Genomic DNA, 16294 nt, shown 5'->3' on the forward strand with positions numbered 1-16294 from the left:
ATTTAGTTATCGAAATCAAAAAACAATTACAACAGGCATCCCTTTAAAACGTCTTTGTCGTTAGCCGCCATCCACATGATGTTTAGCGGGTTTAAATCGGTCAGAAACCGTTTCTTTTGTTGTCTTACATATTTTATTCTTTTGGAGAATTCGTTGTTCTGTATCATTTCTATCATTAAACCTGCTGCTTCCAGCGGTTCCTTTATATTGATCCTGACAAAGGCCCGTTCATCAATGAACCGCTCCAGGTCTTTACAGCCATCATAAAAACACAGGGTTTCGGTAATAAGCGGGTCTACGATCTTTTCTGTGAAGTAGCCATTCTCAAAGGAATTCTCGCTGATAAAGTGATATTTATAATTCCAAAGACCATCATATTTTTGTGGAATCTCTCCTTTGTATTTGCTGAGTCTTTCAAAGAAATTGCTGCCGTAGCTTTTTCCCCATATATCCAAACCTTTTTCAATCAGGTGATCCAGCACATCTACCATGCGGAGGCGGTAAAAATGACCTTCCATAAAATTCAGGTCGCTGGTGATACAGGAAAGCAGTTTGGTTTTCCGGACATGCAGGCCATTCCCGCCATTGTTGGCTGCTCCGTGTATTTTGGCCGGCCAGAAGGGAAGTGGCAGGTACATGGTTTCTGTACGCGAGCATGGATTGTCATGCCTGTTAGGAGAAGCCGGCGGCTCCGTCAGGAAGGTAATGGCTTTTTCACTGTCATATTCCGGGAAGTCTTTATGCGGCCGGGTTAAGATAAACAGTTTGTCATAGCTGTTGTCCGTAACAAACTCCAGGTTTTTCCATGCCAGTTTCCCCCTGCCATACAATTTTAGTGTATGGAGATATTTTTTTTCCTTCTCCCAAAAACAAGTAACCCTTACTTTTATTTTCATATGTGGCGGCTTATTTTTTATGTTTAACAGATTACATCGGGATATCGTGTTCATCGAATACCCTTCCTACAAATTCATCACTTATGCGGGGTGTGGGAAAATCAACACCATCCCCGAATAGCCGGTAGCTGTCGTGTACCGTGGCGTAGTTTTTTATTTGCGGATAGATATGCTGTGCCAGGAAAAACTGGTCGGTGCCCTTGATGTGTTTATGCGGGTATTCGTTTACCAGCTCCCTGATACCAGCCATATTTCTGCAACCCCACATTCCGCCCATGATCAGCGCGGTATGCTGGGGATGATCCCGCATAATATGAAAATGGCGGTCGCTTTGAAGCCAGTGTTCTACCGCTGTAACCTCTCTTTCAGACAACCTGGAATCGGTATCCCTGCAAATCATGATATCGGCATCGTCGGCGGCATAGAACCTCCAGAACAAGCCGGCGAAGGAATCGGATGGTTCCACCAGTTCTATTTCGCAGTCCTCGTCCCACAGCATTTTTATCAATGTCGGGGAAGCATGACTATCTACATAAAAACGGCAGGTCCATCCCGGGTATAAAATTTTCGCCAGTTGAATGTTTTTGATGGCCCCCATCCAATACATGGCATTGCTACCCCATAAAGAGAATGAAATAACTTTCTTCATGTTATGATCTTTTTTTGTTCAGATATTGGTTGTATATGTGCTGGTATTTTTCCAGCCTGGCACTCGTAGTGCTGAAATATTCATCGATCAAACCTCTTTTATTATTGTTTTTGTCGGTAACATCAGAGTAACCAAAATCCGTTTGTACAGATACAAATGGATAAAGCACCATTTTATGGCTTGTTATTTCCGATAATATCCCATCGGCAGTATCATGACTTTGAAAATCTGCATCAAGAATTTTTTTAAATATTGGTTTGTATAAAACCAGGAATTGGCTGCACCAGAAAGAGTCTACCCAATACCGGTTCCCGGTAAGGGGCACCGCATGATTAAACCCGCCTATTCCTCCGCTCAGTATTTCAGCTCCCTGTCCGGCGGCTTCCAGTATATTTTTGAACAGGAAATCCCTGTTATAGAAAGAAGTAAAAGTATGGTCATCTTCACAAAGCAGGATTACCTCATCATCCTGTTGTTCAGCCAGTTTTATTACCTGTACAATACTGTTCCAGAGCCCCACACGGCTGTTTTCGCCGGTGCAGGCTGCTGTGATACATAAGTCGAATTCCTCTTTTCCGTGGAACTGCTCCCGGATATGTTGGTACCGGTCTGTTCGCGTTTCCAGGTTAATCACGTAAGTGGGTAAAACGATATCGTCGAATTTCATAGGTTAATAGTCTGCCAGGATGGATGAATAGTATGTTTTTACCTGTTGAAGCAATGCCAGCTGCTCGGCGGGGTCTGTATAAAAAGCGGCCGATCCGGGTAGTGGGTGTTGCTTGGGGATTTTTTCACTGACGTTAGATATGAAGGGATACAGCAATAGTTTGTTGGCCGCGATGCTTCCCAGCAGCTGGTCCGTAATAATGGTATCCCTGTTTTCGCTGCTATGCAGCAGTGTATCATAAAATCGCCGGAACAGTACCACGAACCGGAGCCCGCGGAATCCATCTAGCCAGAACAGGTGCTGGTCAATTTGTATGGCGGAATCCATCCGGTTAACGGCGCCTAATAAGATATCTGCATGGTATTGTTCTGCGGCAGCGATGCCGGCTTCCAGGCAGGCAGCAGTATAGTGCTGTGAAAAGCAATGATTGGTGTTACACAGCATCAACAGCGCGTTGCCGGCGTTTTGGGCATGCAATACCAATGCCTGCAGATCGGCCAGTGTCAGGTTACCGGGATACCTGTTACTGACTGAAAATTCGGGTCTGCCCGCAAAAGGATCTCCTTCCGGTGTTCCACTGCCCACCGGTTCGGAAGGGTCGGCAAACAATGTTACATTCCATCGTTTGCCGCCAGGGTATTTAATTGCTGACGCCATAGTGCTTCAATTTTTTGTTTTCGCAGGATATTGTGCTGACGCATTTTTTCGGAAATACTTTCCAGGTCCGCCGATTTGAGTTTTTGCTCCAGGTCGGTAAATGAATCGAAGTAGGTGATATGCGGCATCCATTCGGGATCAAACCAATCGCTATAACTGATCCATTGTTCCAGTACCTCCGGGCTGTGGTAATTATTGGGATCGTTTTGTGCGGGCTGTAGGGCTGCCTGTCCGCTGATCCCCGAAACCTGCAGCCAGGAAATCTCGGAGAATGCACCCAGGTCAGGATATTGACGGTACAGTTCCATGGAGTATTTTTTGGAGGGGAAAAACAGCGGAATGCAGGCGGTATAATATTCGAATACCGACATCAGGGAGGCATTGTAAGGGATAACGATGATCCCGGAATATTTCGACAGGTCGGCCCAACTGAACCGGCCCAGGTTTTTTTTGAGTACAAGGTTCATATTTTTCAGGTGAAGGGGAAAGCGTTTGCTGTCGACAAGGAAGCTGGGAAAAGCCAGCTGCCACTGCGTATTAACATGACCGCAATAGCTGGGGATATGCGTCCAGGAAAGACCGGTGAATAATTCGCAGTATTGTTGATCATATTTGTTGTTGGCAACCCTGCTGATGAGGTGTTGCTGACTTAACTCCTGCATACTGCTGTTTAACCAGTTCCAGTTGCTTTTACTCAGGGTAAAAGGCGCCTCATACCTGGTGGAAGCCACTGTTATTATTGGCTTGTTAAACTCGCGGTAAAGCAACGCAAAGGCGGGTGTATGGGTCACAATGAACCCATCGTATGCACTCAGCACGTCTTTGTACCGTTGATAAAACCGCCTGCACATATTTTCATTCAGGTGTTTCCAGGTAAACTGGTTCACCACCTCCACGTCTTTCACGGTCCAGCCATGTACCCAGCTATGCGAGGAAATAGACCAGTGATCGGTAGCATGGCCGAGTACCTCAAAGGTATCCATGAGGTCTTTTATGACGGTAGCGTGTAAGTCCAGGTTAAAAAATTTCATATCTGAATTTGATAGGTCGTTGTCAATGAATAAAAATCACTATGCCCGATTCCCACAGCGATCTGATAAACTCAATACAATCCCCGGTATCATATGCTGACCCGGTAATACCGGGTAGTTCATTGAGCGTATTTTCACCGTTACATTGTTTAATCAGCCTGGCCTCGGAAATACCCACTACGCCCAGTACTTTGTTGGTATTTATATTCCGTAACCAGTATATCTGGTTGGAAGGGGCTCCCATTTCATCCAGGATAATGGAGGCTGATAATTTGGGTTTTAGCTGAAGCATGCCGTTATGATCACTCATTCTTTCCCCAAGCAGCCGTTGTTGTTGCAGCACCTGTTGTATCAGCATATAGGTGTGCTCCCAGCTGTATATGTTTAAACTGCCCAGCTGGCCGGCATTGAAATGCAGCAGTTGTGTTAGTTCTGCTGTGCCCGCAATGTCAGCAACATAGCTGATTTCCTGCAACAGCAATGCCGGGGAAATCCTTTCCCCGGTATACCCTCCGGGCCGGCCGTTGAAGGCGGAAGCAACAAAAGCCGGCAGGTTATTGGCTGTTACAAGGCCCCCAAAACCGCACTTCCCGGCTACTATAACCGGTATGTCGGATAATAGGGCCTTTGCCGCCATCGCGCCGGAAGTAACCAATAAGTCGCAGCCGGAAAAATGCGATGAAGCGTTAGGGGTATGTGTGATGAAAGAAATATTGTCGTTTGCTATTGGTCTGAGCGCTGTGATGACTGCTTCCGGTGCTACCACAAAGAACCGGTGTTGTAAAAGACAATTAAATCCTTTTACCACCGAAAGACTGATACAATTGTCCGGATCATTTTCCATATCATCCGGTATATACCATATTTTGCTGATCAGGCCGGGAAGGGGCTTAACAGGTAGTTGATCACATTTTTCGTAAAACGGCCAGGGTACTCGGGTAACCAGTTCTGATGGTATGCCCCAGGTGGGCAGATCAATGTCCTTTCCCAGGGCAATAAAGTGCAGCCGTTGCCGCTGATCAAGGAAGCATGGTAACACCTGCGACTTGTAAATAATACAGGTGCCCGGGCTGCCTGGATGTTGACCATGCTGTATCAGCAAATAGCCATCCTCGCAGATAACATCCTCACTACGCTGCCTGACATCTGAAATAATCCGGGAAATAGCCAGCTCCATATATTGATGATTGATTAGTAATTGTTTTTTTGTTGCTCATATTGTTGCCTGATGGCCGTCAACCGGGTTTCCGCATGCGGATCGCCGACCGAAACAAAAGGACAGATAACCATTTTGTTGCTGCTGAAGGCGGATAGACTGTCTTCCCGGGTGGTGATAGGATCGGCTGCATAAGCCAATAGTTTGGAGAATGCCGGTTTGAAAACGACGATAAATTGAGGGCCGGCCACAGAGCCTGTCCAGAACCTGTTTTCAGCAACAGGTACCACGAGGCCGAAATCATTTCCTCCTCCAAAGAGTATATCCGCACCTTGTTCGTGGGCTTCGAGGATATTCCGGATAAGATAGTTGCCTGAATAAGCAGGGGAGAACCGGTGAAAATCGTCGCAAATGATAATCACGTCTTCTTCATTGCTTGCTGCCATCGCGATGATATCTTTTAATACGGCAGCGGATGAAAGACTGTGGAAGGACCGGTTATCGCCGGGCGGCACAACTACCGGCGTTAGCTCCGGTTTGTCCGAGAAATGGGAATCAATGTATTTTTCGATATCCCCGTTTGTTGCGTGTACCACGTAGGTGGTGATGGAAAATCCCTGGGTGGTCATTTCATCAGGGGGCATGGCGCCTGTATATTTTGCGTAATAGGCGGTAATATCTTTTAGCATGAGAACATTTGCATCACTTGTTTTAAATAGTTCATCCACTCTTCCGCAAACATTATTTTTAGTGGTTACATCGGAGTATCCGAACTCTTTCTGAACAGATATAAATGGATGTATGAAGAATTTATTGTCGGTGAGCGAGCAGATTTTGAAATCTACTGCTTCGTTGTCGTTGAGCTGAGCTGCCAGAATTTTCGGAAAGGCTTTTTTAAAGATAACGGTGAACTGCAGACCGGAATATTTTTCCGTCCAGTAAATATGCGGGCTTACCTGTAGCGCGCTGTTGAACCAGCTGGGGCCTCCGCTCAGTACATCCGCGTTATTGGCTAAAGCGTCCCGGATGGCGCTGGCCAGCAATTCCGGGGTATAGTTGCAGGTAAACCGGTGGTCGTCTTCACAAATAATAATATACTCCTCCTGCTCAGCATAGGTACGTATAATACGTTGTAGTGTTTGCCAGAGTCCCCTGGCGCCAATGGCATCTTCGGTGGCTGCTGCAATGGTTACCCGGAACCCGGACCGGCCTTCGAATTCTTTTATAATATGCGCCTTACGGTCGGTTCGTTTCTTTAAGTTGACGACAATGGTTTGTATAGGTGTAACACTGCTCATTAGAAGGGTACATTATAATTTGGAAGGGGGCGGATCGTTTTTGATGATTTCCCCGATTTCTGTAATGGAAATATCTTTGGCAACAATCTTCCTGGCGCTGTCCAGCAGTATATTACAGGGGATGGCGCTAACCAGGTAGTATTTGGAAGCCCAGTCGGCTGTAGGAGTAATGAGGTTGGGCCATTTCATTTGTTCCTGTATCATTGCTTTTTTCCATTTAACAGGGTCATGATCTATTGAAATGCTGATGATTGTTAAATGCGTTCGGTTGTGTTTATCATATAATTGTTTCAGGGCCGGTATCTGCTTTCTGCAGGGAGCGCACCAGCTGGCCCAGAAGTCTATCAATACCCATTTGCTTTTAAATGACGTTACATCGTACATCTTTTGAAGTGAATCGGGTAATGTAAAGTCCTGGAAGGTGTGACCGACGGATACATTCGGCTTCAGGCTAATGATGGCGGTCAGGTTTTGGTAAGAGGGGCTGTTTTGCAGGTTGTTGAATTTTGTACTTAATGCAGTTAATTCATCGGGCGTAAACAGGGAAGCATTATCGAGGAGCATATGCAGGGCTGCATAACTGCCAGGATATGATGTTACCGCCGCCCGGATGTTGTTGCTGTGTTGTTTTTCCAGGTCGGTTAATTCGGCGTGCCATACGTTTACACTATCTTCCGGCAATTGCTGATTATGCATTTCTGCCTGGTAAAACAGGTTTCTCAACATACCGTACCGGGTGGGGTAGTTGGTAGCGGCGTCTATTTTTTTTCGGATCTCATCTTCTTTTGCACCGCTAAGTTGAATATCGGCCCGGTGGCGGATATCTCCTTTTAAGCTGATGTCCCGGTTTTCCAGGTAAAACAGGTTGCACAACGGCTCTTTTTTGCCGGCAGCGTTGGTGAAGAACAGTGTTACGATGCAGGGTTCTTTCACCTTGCCGTTTAACTCAAAGTGTTCGTCTTTTATCACGGCAGAGTCGATCCAGGTGAAGCCGCTGTCGGACCGTGCCTGGATATATATCCCTGATCCTTTTAGCCCGCTGATGTTACCGGTAATTTTGTATTCGTTGTCTGCGTTTTTGCCGGCGCAGGAAAGCAGCAACAGGAAAGCAACGGCGTATAAAACCGTTAAGTTCCGATGTTTGCCGGGGGGCAGTGATGAGTGAAATATCCGCATGATATGATATGTTACAGGCAGGAAGGACCCCGGTAACACGAGGCCCTTCCCGGAATTTAACTAACTAAAGGACGGGGATTTTAGATGTTGCAGGCGCTCCAGGTGTTCGGATCAGTTTGATAGTCGCCGTTAACACAGGAACAACGAATAGTACCACCTTCGTGGAAGTCGGTGCAATCGCCATCTACAGTAATGCCCAGGTCTGATACATACAGTTTACATTTTCCTGTTTTGCAATGCCCGTCACCTGAACCTGCACTGCCGGTACCACCCAATACATTTTTTAATTGCTCTCTGCTGAGTACTTCTGTTGCACCTAAGTGAAGTGCTTTTAATTTTAATTTTTTCATTTAGACAGTAATTTTTGGTAAAAGATGGAAGTTCGTTGCTCTTTAGTTTATAGCCCGGTAAGCACAGGCTTTACCTAACCAGTTGCATTGTACACTGCAAAAGGTATCTGGTTGTTTCAGGGATCTGTAACCGTAGTACTCCGGCAACAGCAGGCGTTCCCTGGTTTTTCTCACAGTTGCCTGTACCGTAAGAAAAGACTTTATACACTCAGTTCAACAGCCGGTGAAAGGCGTTTTCCTGTTGCTTGATTAAATTTTCGTTTACATATACCCCGTTCTTTTTATACAGACCTATACTTTTGTCAATCCACTCCTGTACTATAAGTGCATGCTGTTTAAGCGAGGTGTTGAAATACTGATGATAGCCATAAACAATTTCAAACAACTCTTCATTGATTAATCTTGTTTCATGAAGAAAACCTTTTTTGAAACCTGATAATTCCTGCTCTGAAGGCTTGTTGGTGCATTTTCCGAATTTTACGTTCAGCGCATCGCGGAAGGCAAGTTGGTTGCGGGCTGTCAAAGTATCTGTGTTTATATTGATGATATATTTATCAGCAAAATCATGGGCTGTTTTTGTAAAGTTTGTACTGTCGTTTGCCGCCAGGTAATATCTGCAGAGGAGATATAGCTGCTCCCGGTCTTTGGCCCATGCAGATGTATTTAGCTGGTCGCTTACGGCTAGGATTTCGTTGAGCCAGGTGGTGTCGCCTTGTTTGCCTGCACTGTCGGTATATTCCAGGAGCCTGCTCTTCAGTATATTCCAGGGACTCATCATTTCCCAGGATTTTACCGGGTATTGGGCATAGGCATTCAATAATACTTTGGTGGCCTTACCCTGCAGCGGCATGCGTCCGAAATACCCGGCGGATACCAGCGTTAATATTTCCGGCGAATAAATAGAATCTTCCGGCAATACATCCAGGTAAGCTTCAATTAAAGTGGCGTTCGGTTGATTAAGCGCACTCAATCTTTTAATATAATTTTTGATATCGGTTTTGCTGTAGTTGTTTGCGGTTATTTGCTGCTGCATCGCCCGCAGGCTGACGTTATCCTTTATATTGGACAGTGCCTGGCGGATAATTTGTATCATTGATGCAGCCGGGGTGGCGCCATTACCTGCCAATGCGAGGTCACCACCAGGATTAAAAAAAAGAAAAGTGGGGAAGCCGTGCACATTGTTCCGGGCCGCAAATTCTTTTCCATAGCCCTTTTCAGCATCTATTTTTACATTTACAAACTGGCTGTTAAGCAGCGATGCTACACTGGCCTGGTTAAACACATTTTTATCCATCCATTTGCAGGGGCCGCACCAGGAGGTGCAGACATCCACAAATATTGGTTTTTGTGAGGTGTTGGCTTTAGCCAATACTTCATTCCACGATTTTCCTGTTGTATCAAAATTCACTGATTGGCCGGCAACGCTTGTGGCAACCAGTAATAATCCAATCATATTTTTTATCAGTTTCATCGCTGAAGTGATTTACTCAATGAAAAGCAGGCGTGCATTTGCACACCTGCTTTTTTGGGGTTATCCTTTACAAAGGGCTGCTACATAGTAACCTGAAGGGCAGGTTGCGCCGCCCTGAACAGCAATGTTCTGGCAGTTTTCATTGGAGCTGCAGCTGTCAACGCCGGGCAGGGTGGTACCCGAACCGCAATTGTTGGAGCTGTCGCAGCAATAAACTACGCACCTGGTGCCGGAAGTATTGCTACCGTCGCCGCCCAGCACATTCTTTAATTGTTCCCTGGTAAGCACTTCTGTTGCGCCTAATTGAAGCGCTTTTAGTGTTAATTTTTTCATTTTGATGAAGTGTTTGTGTTGAAAAAATGGACATTGTTTGCTTACCGGATGCAGTCCGGAAGACTTCCCCTTCCTGGCTGCAGTGTACACGGTAACCAGGAAGAAGGTAATCGGCAGGGATCTGTTACCGTAGTACTCCGGCAACAGCAGGCGCTCCCTGGTTTTTCTTACAGCTGCCTACACGGTAAGAAAATATTTTAGGTCTTCCACGGTATATATATCCGGCATCTGGTAGCCGTTTATAAAGAACGTGGGAGTGAAGCTGATCTCTGTTTGATCGCACCATTTGCGCATGGCCTCAATTTTATCCTCCTGTTGTTTCAACTTACCATTCATGGGGTATTTGGTGGCGAATTGCTCGTAATTTTTTTCTTTTGCCAGGTACCAGTCGTCCAGCCCCTGTTTTATAGCGGTGTCATCGTCTTTATTGGAAGCGGCTATTGCCAGCAGATGTCTGACAGGAGGCGCGGTATGATCTCCGGCTTTGTTACTGGCAGTGAATATGATCTGGATCTGTACGTCGGGATTGTTTTCAAGCAATGCCTCCATGGGAGCATGGGCTCTTGCACATGGCCCACAGTAAGGATTACATACTTTAATTATTTTAAAAGGAGCAGATGGATTTCCCAACGTTATACCCAGTCCGTTGGAAGGAACAGAGAGCTGTTTTTGTTTGCTGAGTAACGCATCAAATATCTGGGTATTATGCTTCAGTCGTTGCAGCCGTGATATGTTTTCCCTGCTTTCCCTGGCCTTTTTGAATACAGGCAACAATACAGCAGCCAGTACAAAGGGAAGGGTGTAGGCGGTGATGACAGCGGGCAGCCATTCAACATGGAAGGAGAGCGGGAACATTGTTCCCAGCCGGCCGGCTGCCAAAAGTGTTGCCAGCTGTAATAACAGTAAGGCTTGTACGAAAAGACAAAGCACACACCATTGCTGTGCAACCCGCCATTGATAATAGAGGGAAAAGAAAGTGTAAGGGAAAGCCAGCAGCGTAAGTATCCCCGTGGTAAACAGCACCTGGGGGCTGTTTACACCGGTAAATAACATCAGCAGCAGTCCGCCGGCAAAATAACTAAACCCGATGATGCTCCAGCTGATGCCCGCTATTTTTGCTGCGCCGGACTGAAGGATGGCGCCACAGTTTGTTTTTTTACCGGCGCTGCATATTTGCTGCAGTGCAGGATTATGCTGATCAAGTTCATACCATAGTAACAGGAACCCTGCCGATACGCCGGCAAAATTTAGTAAGGCATACAACAGCGATGGCCAGCTGCCGGCGCCATATTGCATAACGCTAATAACACCGGCGATACATAATATAACAGGAAACGCTATTATGCCCGATAACGACAGGATGGTTTTCCGTTTTTCTTCTTTTGCTTTTTTCTCAAAATCCCGTTCACCGGCATCTTCCCTGGCTTCTGCCAGCAAAGCCACGCCCAGGTACCGTTTTAGAAAATCCTCTTTTTTACTACGCTGCCATTTAAACGAAACCGGATCATAGTAATCAATGTTATCGCCATCGATTTTTTTCACAATAGAAAAATAATCAGGCTCATTGTGGGCGCCTCTTATCTGGGTAATAAAAGGAGCAGGCATGGTCAGCAATTTGTCGCTATCCAGTCTCACAGCCAGGTTGTCGACCCCGAAGCGATTTAACACATCGCTGATACTTAACAGGCTGTTGAAGTTGGGATGCTCTTCCAGTTCTTTGTTAATGGTGCCGGCAGTAACAGGTACCTTGAGTGCTTGCAGGAATAACAGGGTAATATCCGGGCCGTTACTTTTGGGTTCAAAGAGTTTTTTTAGGAATGAATTCATCTTGATGGGTTTTGTATAATTCCGCCATGCGGTAGTGACTCCGGCAAAGAATCTCCCTGACGACTACCTGCGGGTAGTTGTCAACAGCAGCTTTGATGGGTTTACTAACGATTTTTGATTGAATAAATGTTATCGGGCAATTACTTAAGATACCGAGTTGGCAGTATCATCAGTTTCGGGAATTCAGGAAAATCTTGTATCAATAGTGGTATACATAGTTTTTTGAGTTTGACAAAAATTAGGGTTGTATAGTGATATTTTACTATCGTGGCTTTAACGGTTCATTGTCACTTCCTTACAAAACTAACAGTGCTCGTTTTGTGAAACAACCACTATTTTGATTTGTTTCATTGTTATTTTGATTTTGGAAGAAATGATAAAGGTGAAAAGTTCATTTTGGAACAATAGCTGTAACTGAGCCATGCAGACAAGTAAATTGAGCTATGGAGGAAAATGCTTATCATGTATAAAGGATGACCTTTGTGTTGTTCATCAATAAAAAATAACGGTAATGACAAACATAACAAAGATACCCCTAGGTAAAAACGGACCGCTTGTATCTAAACTCGGATTAGGTTGTATGCGCATGTCGCCTGTTTGGGGAAGCATAGCGAAAGACGAAGATGAGAGTATCGCTACTATCCGGATGGCATTGGATAATGGTATCAACTTTTTGAATACGGGCGACTTTTACGGTAGTGGCCACAACGAGCTGTTGGTAGGCAAAGCCATCAAAGGCAGAAGGGATGACGCTTTCATCAGCGTGAAGTTCGGTGCGATCTTTTATGGTAACCAATGGCTTGGTCTGGATCTGCGTCCTATCGCTATTAAGAACTTCATCAATTATTCGCTGGTGCGTTTAGGGATAGATACCATTGATCTTTACCAGCCGTGCCGGCTTGATAACAGTGTGCCGGTGGAAGATGTGATTGGCACGGTTGCCGACCTCATCAAAGAAGGAAAAGTACGGCATCTCGGTGTTTCTGAAATAACGGCGGACCAGTTACGCCGGGCCAATAGCGTTCACCCGGTAACGGCCCTGGAAATAGGCTATTCGCTGGCAGATCGCCAGATAGAGCAGGACCTGCTTCCTACCGCTAAAGAGCTGGGCATAGGCGTGGTAGCATTTGCCAATACCGCCGAAGGATTACTTACCGGCGACATGAAAGCGCCACTGCCAGCTAATAGTTACCAACATCATTTTTCACGTTTTCAGGGCGATAACCTGGTAAAGAACCTGGAAAAAGTGGAAACACTGAAGCAAATGGCCAAAGAAAAAGGATATACGCCAACGCAACTGGCCATCGCCTGGGTGAATGCGCAGGGCGATCATATCCTGCCATTGGTAAGCATGAGCCGGCGATCACGGCTGCCGGAAAATATGCAGGCCATGGAAATTGAATTTACTGCTGAAGAGGTGAACCGGCTTAACACGCAGTTTTCGCAGGGGGCTATACTCGGAGGTACCTATCTGCAGAGATAACAGGCCTGTAAATAAGCCCCAACTGTTTTATATCTTTACATGATGACAGACCGAGCTGAAATAATACCGGGGCTTATCTTCTCCTCTTATCTAACGGCCAGGAGAAAGGAGAAGGTGGCATTCCTGGAAAACAATATCCTGGTATTGCAGGTTTCCGGCCGTTTTGTAATGGAAACCGCAAACCAGACGTTTACAATGGGCCGCGGTGAAATGTTGCTGATACAAAAAAATCAGCTGGGAGAAATTACCAAGATACCTTTGGAAGGAGAGGACTATCAAACCATTGTTATTAGTTTGCGGGAAGATGTGCTCAGAAAGATAGCTCTTGAAGAGCAAATAGAGATGAACGAAAAATACACAGGTCCTTCCGGTATGCTGATCCCGGTTAATGATTATCTGCATGCTTTCTTCCAGTCCCTGCTGCCCTATATCCGTCACCAGGAAGAGAAAATTGCCAATACCGTGGGAATACTCAAGGTAAGGGAAGCTGTACACCTGCTCCTGAATAGTATGCCGGAGCTAAAAAAGTTCTTATTTGACTTTTCAGAACCTTACAAGATGGATCTGGAAAAGTTTATGCGCAGGAATTTCCATTATAATGTTCCGGTGGAAAAATTTGCGCGGCTTACGGGAAGGAGCCTTGCCGGTTTTAAGCGCGACTTCCGGAAGATATTCGGGATGGCCCCCCGCCAGTGGTTATTGAAAAGAAGGCTGGAGGAGGCCCGGCATCTGATGGAAAAAAAGAACAAGAAACCATCATCAATTTATCTTGATCTGGGATTTGAAAGTCTCTCACATTTCTCACACTCCTTTAAAAAGGAATTCGGCAAAACGCCCACCGAATGGGTGGTGTAACCTGGCAAAAACCACGTCGCCGGTTTAACATCAGGTGTCACCCATTACTTCACATATTCTTTGAAAATCCCGTTCAGCCAGCGCAGCATCAAAAATATTACAGCCGCCGCGGCTCCCAGCAACAGGAAGTTGACCAGGAAATAGTTCGCTTTGTTATCATAGGTATCCCATAACGTTGCCAGGATACCTGAGAGCTTATTGCCGATAGACGTAGCCAGGAACCAGCCTCCCATCATCAACGATGTAATACGGGCAGGGCTGAGTTTCGACACCAGCGATAATCCCATCGGACTCAGGAACAGTTCTCCCACCGTTATCACCCCGTAACATCCTGCCAGCCACCATGGGGAAGCTTTAACAGCGCCATTGCCGCATACATATACCGCGCCCACCATCATGAGTGTTGACATGGCCGATATAAACAGTCCCCAGGCTATTTTAGAGGGGGTAGACGGCTCTTTGTTCCGTTTTCGCAGTAATGCAAAGAACACTACCAGTAACGGCGTTAGCGTGATTACAAAGAACGGATTAATGGACTGGAACAATTCTGTATTATACAGGCTGATACTTTTTCCATCAGCGGGCATCTTCTCCGGCGCCACGTTCTTGAAGTAGGCCGGCTTGCCCCATACTTTCTGCGGCGCACCCGCAGCATCACGCAGCACTCTGAACTCTTCATCATACGCTGTTACCGAGTCCGTTTTATTCATCACCGATTCTGCCAGGTAAAGACGCTGTGCCGGTTGTTCAATTGCGGCAGGGATCTCCCTGTCAGTATAGTATTGCGCCCAGGTAGTGAGTGCAGTGCCATTTTGCTTAAACACCGCCCAAAAAACAATAGATACCGCAAAAATAGCCAGCAGGGCAGATATCGGCCTGCGATCCTTTGCATCTGCTTTCATCAGCAGTGATACAAAGAAGAACAATATCGGGATACAGGCGAAGATGAATGCATCGGTAGAATCAGATCCGAAAATGTTGCCGGGAATAAACCAGGCGCCCAGTCCTACTACAATTGCCGGGAGAAATACCACAGAGAAAATCCTGCTCAGCGGCATATCATTCTCCTGCTCCGGTTTACGTACATCCGCTTCACGGTAGTGTTTCATGCCGATGATGAAAATCAATACACCCAGGAACATACCTATACCGGCGGCGATAAATGCAGCGCCCCATCCTATGGTATTGCGCAGGAAGGCCGCAAAAAAGTTACAGATAAACGCACCGATGTTAATACCCATGTAAAAAATATTGTACCCGGTATCTTTACGGCTGCGGTATCTTTCATCGTTGTACACGTTCCCCAGCAACGTGGATATATTGGGCTTGAAAAAGCCATTGCCGATACAGATCAGAGCGAGCGACCCGTAAAACACCGTAAGATGATGCACCGACAAACCTATATAGCCGATACCCATCAATATCCCGCCAATAATAATGGATTTACGATATCCCAGTTTCCGGTCGGCTATAAGGCCGCCAAGAAATGGCGTCAGATACACAAAAGCGATGAAGGTGCCGAAAATATCTGCAGCAGTGGCACGATCCATACCCCAGCCACCCTTTGACGTGTCTGTCAGATATAACTGGAAAATACCCAGGATCAGATAAAAACCAAATCGTTCCCACATCTCGGAAAGAAACAGGAAAGGCAGTGCTGTCGGATGATTACGTGGTTTACTCATGCAGGCAAGATACTACTTCTGCGACATAAGGCGCAGATTATCCCTGGAAGGTATCGGTTACCGGCTGCGTATCCACATATTCCCGCAGCTCCCGCAGCCGGCCTGCGGAGAAACGGCATATCCGGCAATACCTGTTATCTGGCATCGCCAAAGTTGCATATATTTAAAGCACCGAATCAGCTGCTATGGAACAATATGAATTTTTCAAAGGATTTCACGACATCAGTGTGGCAGACTATCAACTGCTCACTGACAGTCTTAAACCACGGTCATTTAAGAAAAACGATTTTATCACCGTTCCCGGGCAAATCCAGCGGGATCTTTACTTTGTAAAAAGCGGCGTCCAGATGTCCTATTTTGATACGGGTGATAAAATCTATACACTTGCGTTTACTCATTTTCCATATCTCTGTGCCATAGCAGAATCATTCTCGTTCCAGGTACCCTCGAAGTATCATTTGGTGTGTTTGACCGACAGTGAGCTGGAGTACATCTCCTATAACGAGCTGCAGTTACTGATCAACCAGTCGCAACAAATAGAACGGCTTTTCAGGCGGATGACCGAAGCCATGCTGGCAGGTATGATTGATCTGCATATAGAGCTGAGAGCCATGACCATTGAAGACCGCTACAAAACATTTTGCCGGAAAAGTCCGGAACTGCTTCAACTGGTGCCGCACAAGTACATTGCTTCCTACCTGGGTATAGACCCCACCAATTTCAGTAAGTTATTTAATAACGTGATGTTTTGACGTTGGTG

Annotated in this window: 16 protein-coding genes; 3 read left to right on the plus strand and 13 right to left on the minus strand. The window is 46.0% G+C overall.

The annotated features are described in order from the left end of the window. Nucleotides 1–26: 26 nt before the first annotated feature. The 12 genes from KE626_RS23685 to KE626_RS23740 all read right to left on the minus strand — a co-directional run bounded on the left by KE626_RS23685 (nucleotide 27) and on the right by KE626_RS23740 (nucleotide 11511). A complete protein-coding gene (locus KE626_RS23685; RefSeq protein ID WP_211975489.1) occupies nucleotides 27–896 on the minus strand; it encodes a glycosyltransferase family 10 domain-containing protein in 870 nt (289 codons plus the stop codon). 31 nt (nucleotides 897–927) lie between these two features. Further along, on the minus strand, nucleotides 928–1545 hold the full coding sequence (locus KE626_RS23690; protein WP_211975490.1) for a hypothetical protein: 618 nt from the start codon (nucleotides 1543–1545) through the stop codon (nucleotides 928–930). A 1-nt stretch (nucleotide 1546) separates the two neighbouring features. After that, nucleotides 1547–2212: a glycosyltransferase family 25 protein gene (locus tag KE626_RS23695; protein ID WP_211975491.1), complete on the minus strand. Its 666-nt coding sequence runs from the start codon at nucleotides 2210–2212 to the stop codon at nucleotides 1547–1549. Nucleotides 2213–2215: 3 nt separating this feature from the next. Further along, nucleotides 2216–2869 carry a hypothetical protein gene (locus KE626_RS23700; protein WP_211975492.1) on the minus strand — a complete coding sequence of 218 codons (654 nt, stop codon included), beginning with the start codon at nucleotides 2867–2869 and terminating at the stop codon, nucleotides 2216–2218. Continuing rightward, the gene (locus KE626_RS23705; RefSeq protein WP_211975493.1) at nucleotides 2824–3900 is read right to left on the minus strand and encodes a hypothetical protein; all 1077 of its coding nucleotides are present in this window, start codon (nucleotides 3898–3900) and stop codon (nucleotides 2824–2826) included. The genes KE626_RS23700 and KE626_RS23705 overlap by 46 nt, the downstream gene beginning before the upstream one ends. Nucleotides 3901–3922: 22 nt before the next feature. After that, a complete protein-coding gene (locus KE626_RS23710; protein WP_211975494.1) occupies nucleotides 3923–5077 on the minus strand; it encodes a hypothetical protein in 1155 nt (384 codons plus the stop codon). A 14-nt stretch (nucleotides 5078–5091) separates the two neighbouring features. Then, entirely contained in the window at nucleotides 5092–6354 is a 1263-nt protein-coding gene (locus tag KE626_RS23715) for a hypothetical protein (protein ID WP_211975495.1), read from the minus strand. A 12-nt stretch (nucleotides 6355–6366) separates the two neighbouring features. Continuing rightward, nucleotides 6367–7530, minus strand: coding sequence for a TlpA disulfide reductase family protein (locus KE626_RS23720; protein WP_211975496.1), 1164 nt, complete (start codon nucleotides 7528–7530; stop codon nucleotides 6367–6369). 80 nt (nucleotides 7531–7610) lie between these two features. Further along, nucleotides 7611–7880, minus strand: coding sequence for a hypothetical protein (locus KE626_RS23725; protein WP_211975497.1), 270 nt, complete (start codon nucleotides 7878–7880; stop codon nucleotides 7611–7613). Between the two features lie 208 nt (nucleotides 7881–8088). Beyond that, on the minus strand, nucleotides 8089–9351 hold the full coding sequence (locus KE626_RS23730; RefSeq protein ID WP_211975498.1) for a thioredoxin family protein: 1263 nt from the start codon (nucleotides 9349–9351) through the stop codon (nucleotides 8089–8091). Nucleotides 9352–9411: 60 nt separating this feature from the next. Next, nucleotides 9412–9684, minus strand: a complete 273-nt coding sequence (locus KE626_RS23735) for a hypothetical protein (RefSeq protein WP_211975499.1) — start codon at nucleotides 9682–9684, stop codon at nucleotides 9412–9414. Between the two features lie 177 nt (nucleotides 9685–9861). Continuing rightward, complete coding sequence (locus tag KE626_RS23740; protein ID WP_211975500.1) at nucleotides 9862–11511, minus strand: vitamin K epoxide reductase family protein; 1650 nt, start codon at nucleotides 11509–11511, stop codon at nucleotides 9862–9864. Nucleotides 11512–12022: 511 nt separating this feature from the next. Here KE626_RS23740 and KE626_RS23745 point away from each other — a divergent pair. Both KE626_RS23745 and KE626_RS23750 read left to right on the plus strand, forming a co-directional pair. Further along, on the plus strand, nucleotides 12023–12994 hold the full coding sequence (locus KE626_RS23745; protein WP_211975501.1) for an aldo/keto reductase: 972 nt from the start codon (nucleotides 12023–12025) through the stop codon (nucleotides 12992–12994). 39 nt (nucleotides 12995–13033) lie between these two features. Continuing rightward, complete coding sequence (locus KE626_RS23750) at nucleotides 13034–13849, plus strand: helix-turn-helix domain-containing protein (protein WP_249207653.1); 816 nt, start codon at nucleotides 13034–13036, stop codon at nucleotides 13847–13849. Between the two features lie 44 nt (nucleotides 13850–13893). Here KE626_RS23750 and KE626_RS23755 read toward each other — a convergent pair whose 3' ends face one another. Further along, the gene (locus tag KE626_RS23755) at nucleotides 13894–15534 is read right to left on the minus strand and encodes a peptide MFS transporter (protein ID WP_211975502.1); all 1641 of its coding nucleotides are present in this window, start codon (nucleotides 15532–15534) and stop codon (nucleotides 13894–13896) included. Nucleotides 15535–15719: 185 nt separating this feature from the next. Here KE626_RS23755 and KE626_RS23760 point away from each other — a divergent pair, with 185 nt between their 5' ends. Then, nucleotides 15720–16286, plus strand: a complete 567-nt coding sequence (locus KE626_RS23760; protein WP_211975503.1) for a Crp/Fnr family transcriptional regulator — start codon at nucleotides 15720–15722, stop codon at nucleotides 16284–16286. The last annotated feature ends 8 nt before the right edge of the window (nucleotides 16287–16294 follow it).

Origin of the sequence: Chitinophaga hostae (genome assembly GCF_018224885.1) — a bacterium.
Lineage (GTDB): Bacteria > Bacteroidota > Bacteroidia > Chitinophagales > Chitinophagaceae > Chitinophaga > Chitinophaga hostae.

Excerpts from the sequence above, each read along its gene's own strand:
- KE626_RS23685 (WP_211975489.1), bottom strand. The coding sequence starts at position 896 with ATGAAAATAAAAGTAAGGGTTACTTGTTTTTGGGAGAAGGAAAAAAAA.
- KE626_RS23690 (WP_211975490.1), bottom strand. The coding sequence starts at position 1,545 with ATGAAGAAAGTTATTTCATTCTCTTTATGGGGTAGCAATGCCATGTAT.
- KE626_RS23695 (WP_211975491.1), bottom strand. The coding sequence starts at position 2,212 with ATGAAATTCGACGATATCGTTTTACCCACTTACGTGATTAACCTGGAA.
- KE626_RS23700 (WP_211975492.1), bottom strand. The coding sequence starts at position 2,869 with ATGGCGTCAGCAATTAAATACCCTGGCGGCAAACGATGGAATGTAACA.
- KE626_RS23705 (WP_211975493.1), bottom strand. The coding sequence starts at position 3,900 with ATGAAATTTTTTAACCTGGACTTACACGCTACCGTCATAAAAGACCTC.
- KE626_RS23710 (WP_211975494.1), bottom strand. The coding sequence starts at position 5,077 with ATGGAGCTGGCTATTTCCCGGATTATTTCAGATGTCAGGCAGCGTAGT.
- KE626_RS23715 (WP_211975495.1), bottom strand. The coding sequence starts at position 6,354 with ATGAGCAGTGTTACACCTATACAAACCATTGTCGTCAACTTAAAGAAA.
- KE626_RS23720 (WP_211975496.1), bottom strand. The coding sequence starts at position 7,530 with ATGCGGATATTTCACTCATCACTGCCCCCCGGCAAACATCGGAACTTA.
- KE626_RS23725 (WP_211975497.1), bottom strand. The coding sequence starts at position 7,880 with ATGAAAAAATTAAAATTAAAAGCACTTCACTTAGGTGCAACAGAAGTA.
- KE626_RS23730 (WP_211975498.1), bottom strand. The coding sequence starts at position 9,351 with ATGAAACTGATAAAAAATATGATTGGATTATTACTGGTTGCCACAAGC.
- KE626_RS23735 (WP_211975499.1), bottom strand. The coding sequence starts at position 9,684 with ATGAAAAAATTAACACTAAAAGCGCTTCAATTAGGCGCAACAGAAGTG.
- KE626_RS23740 (WP_211975500.1), bottom strand. The coding sequence starts at position 11,511 with ATGAATTCATTCCTAAAAAAACTCTTTGAACCCAAAAGTAACGGCCCG.
- KE626_RS23745 (WP_211975501.1), top strand. The coding sequence starts at position 12,023 with ATGACAAACATAACAAAGATACCCCTAGGTAAAAACGGACCGCTTGTA.
- KE626_RS23750 (WP_249207653.1), top strand. The coding sequence starts at position 13,034 with ATGATGACAGACCGAGCTGAAATAATACCGGGGCTTATCTTCTCCTCT.
- KE626_RS23755 (WP_211975502.1), bottom strand. The coding sequence starts at position 15,534 with ATGAGTAAACCACGTAATCATCCGACAGCACTGCCTTTCCTGTTTCTT.
- KE626_RS23760 (WP_211975503.1), top strand. The coding sequence starts at position 15,720 with ATGGAACAATATGAATTTTTCAAAGGATTTCACGACATCAGTGTGGCA.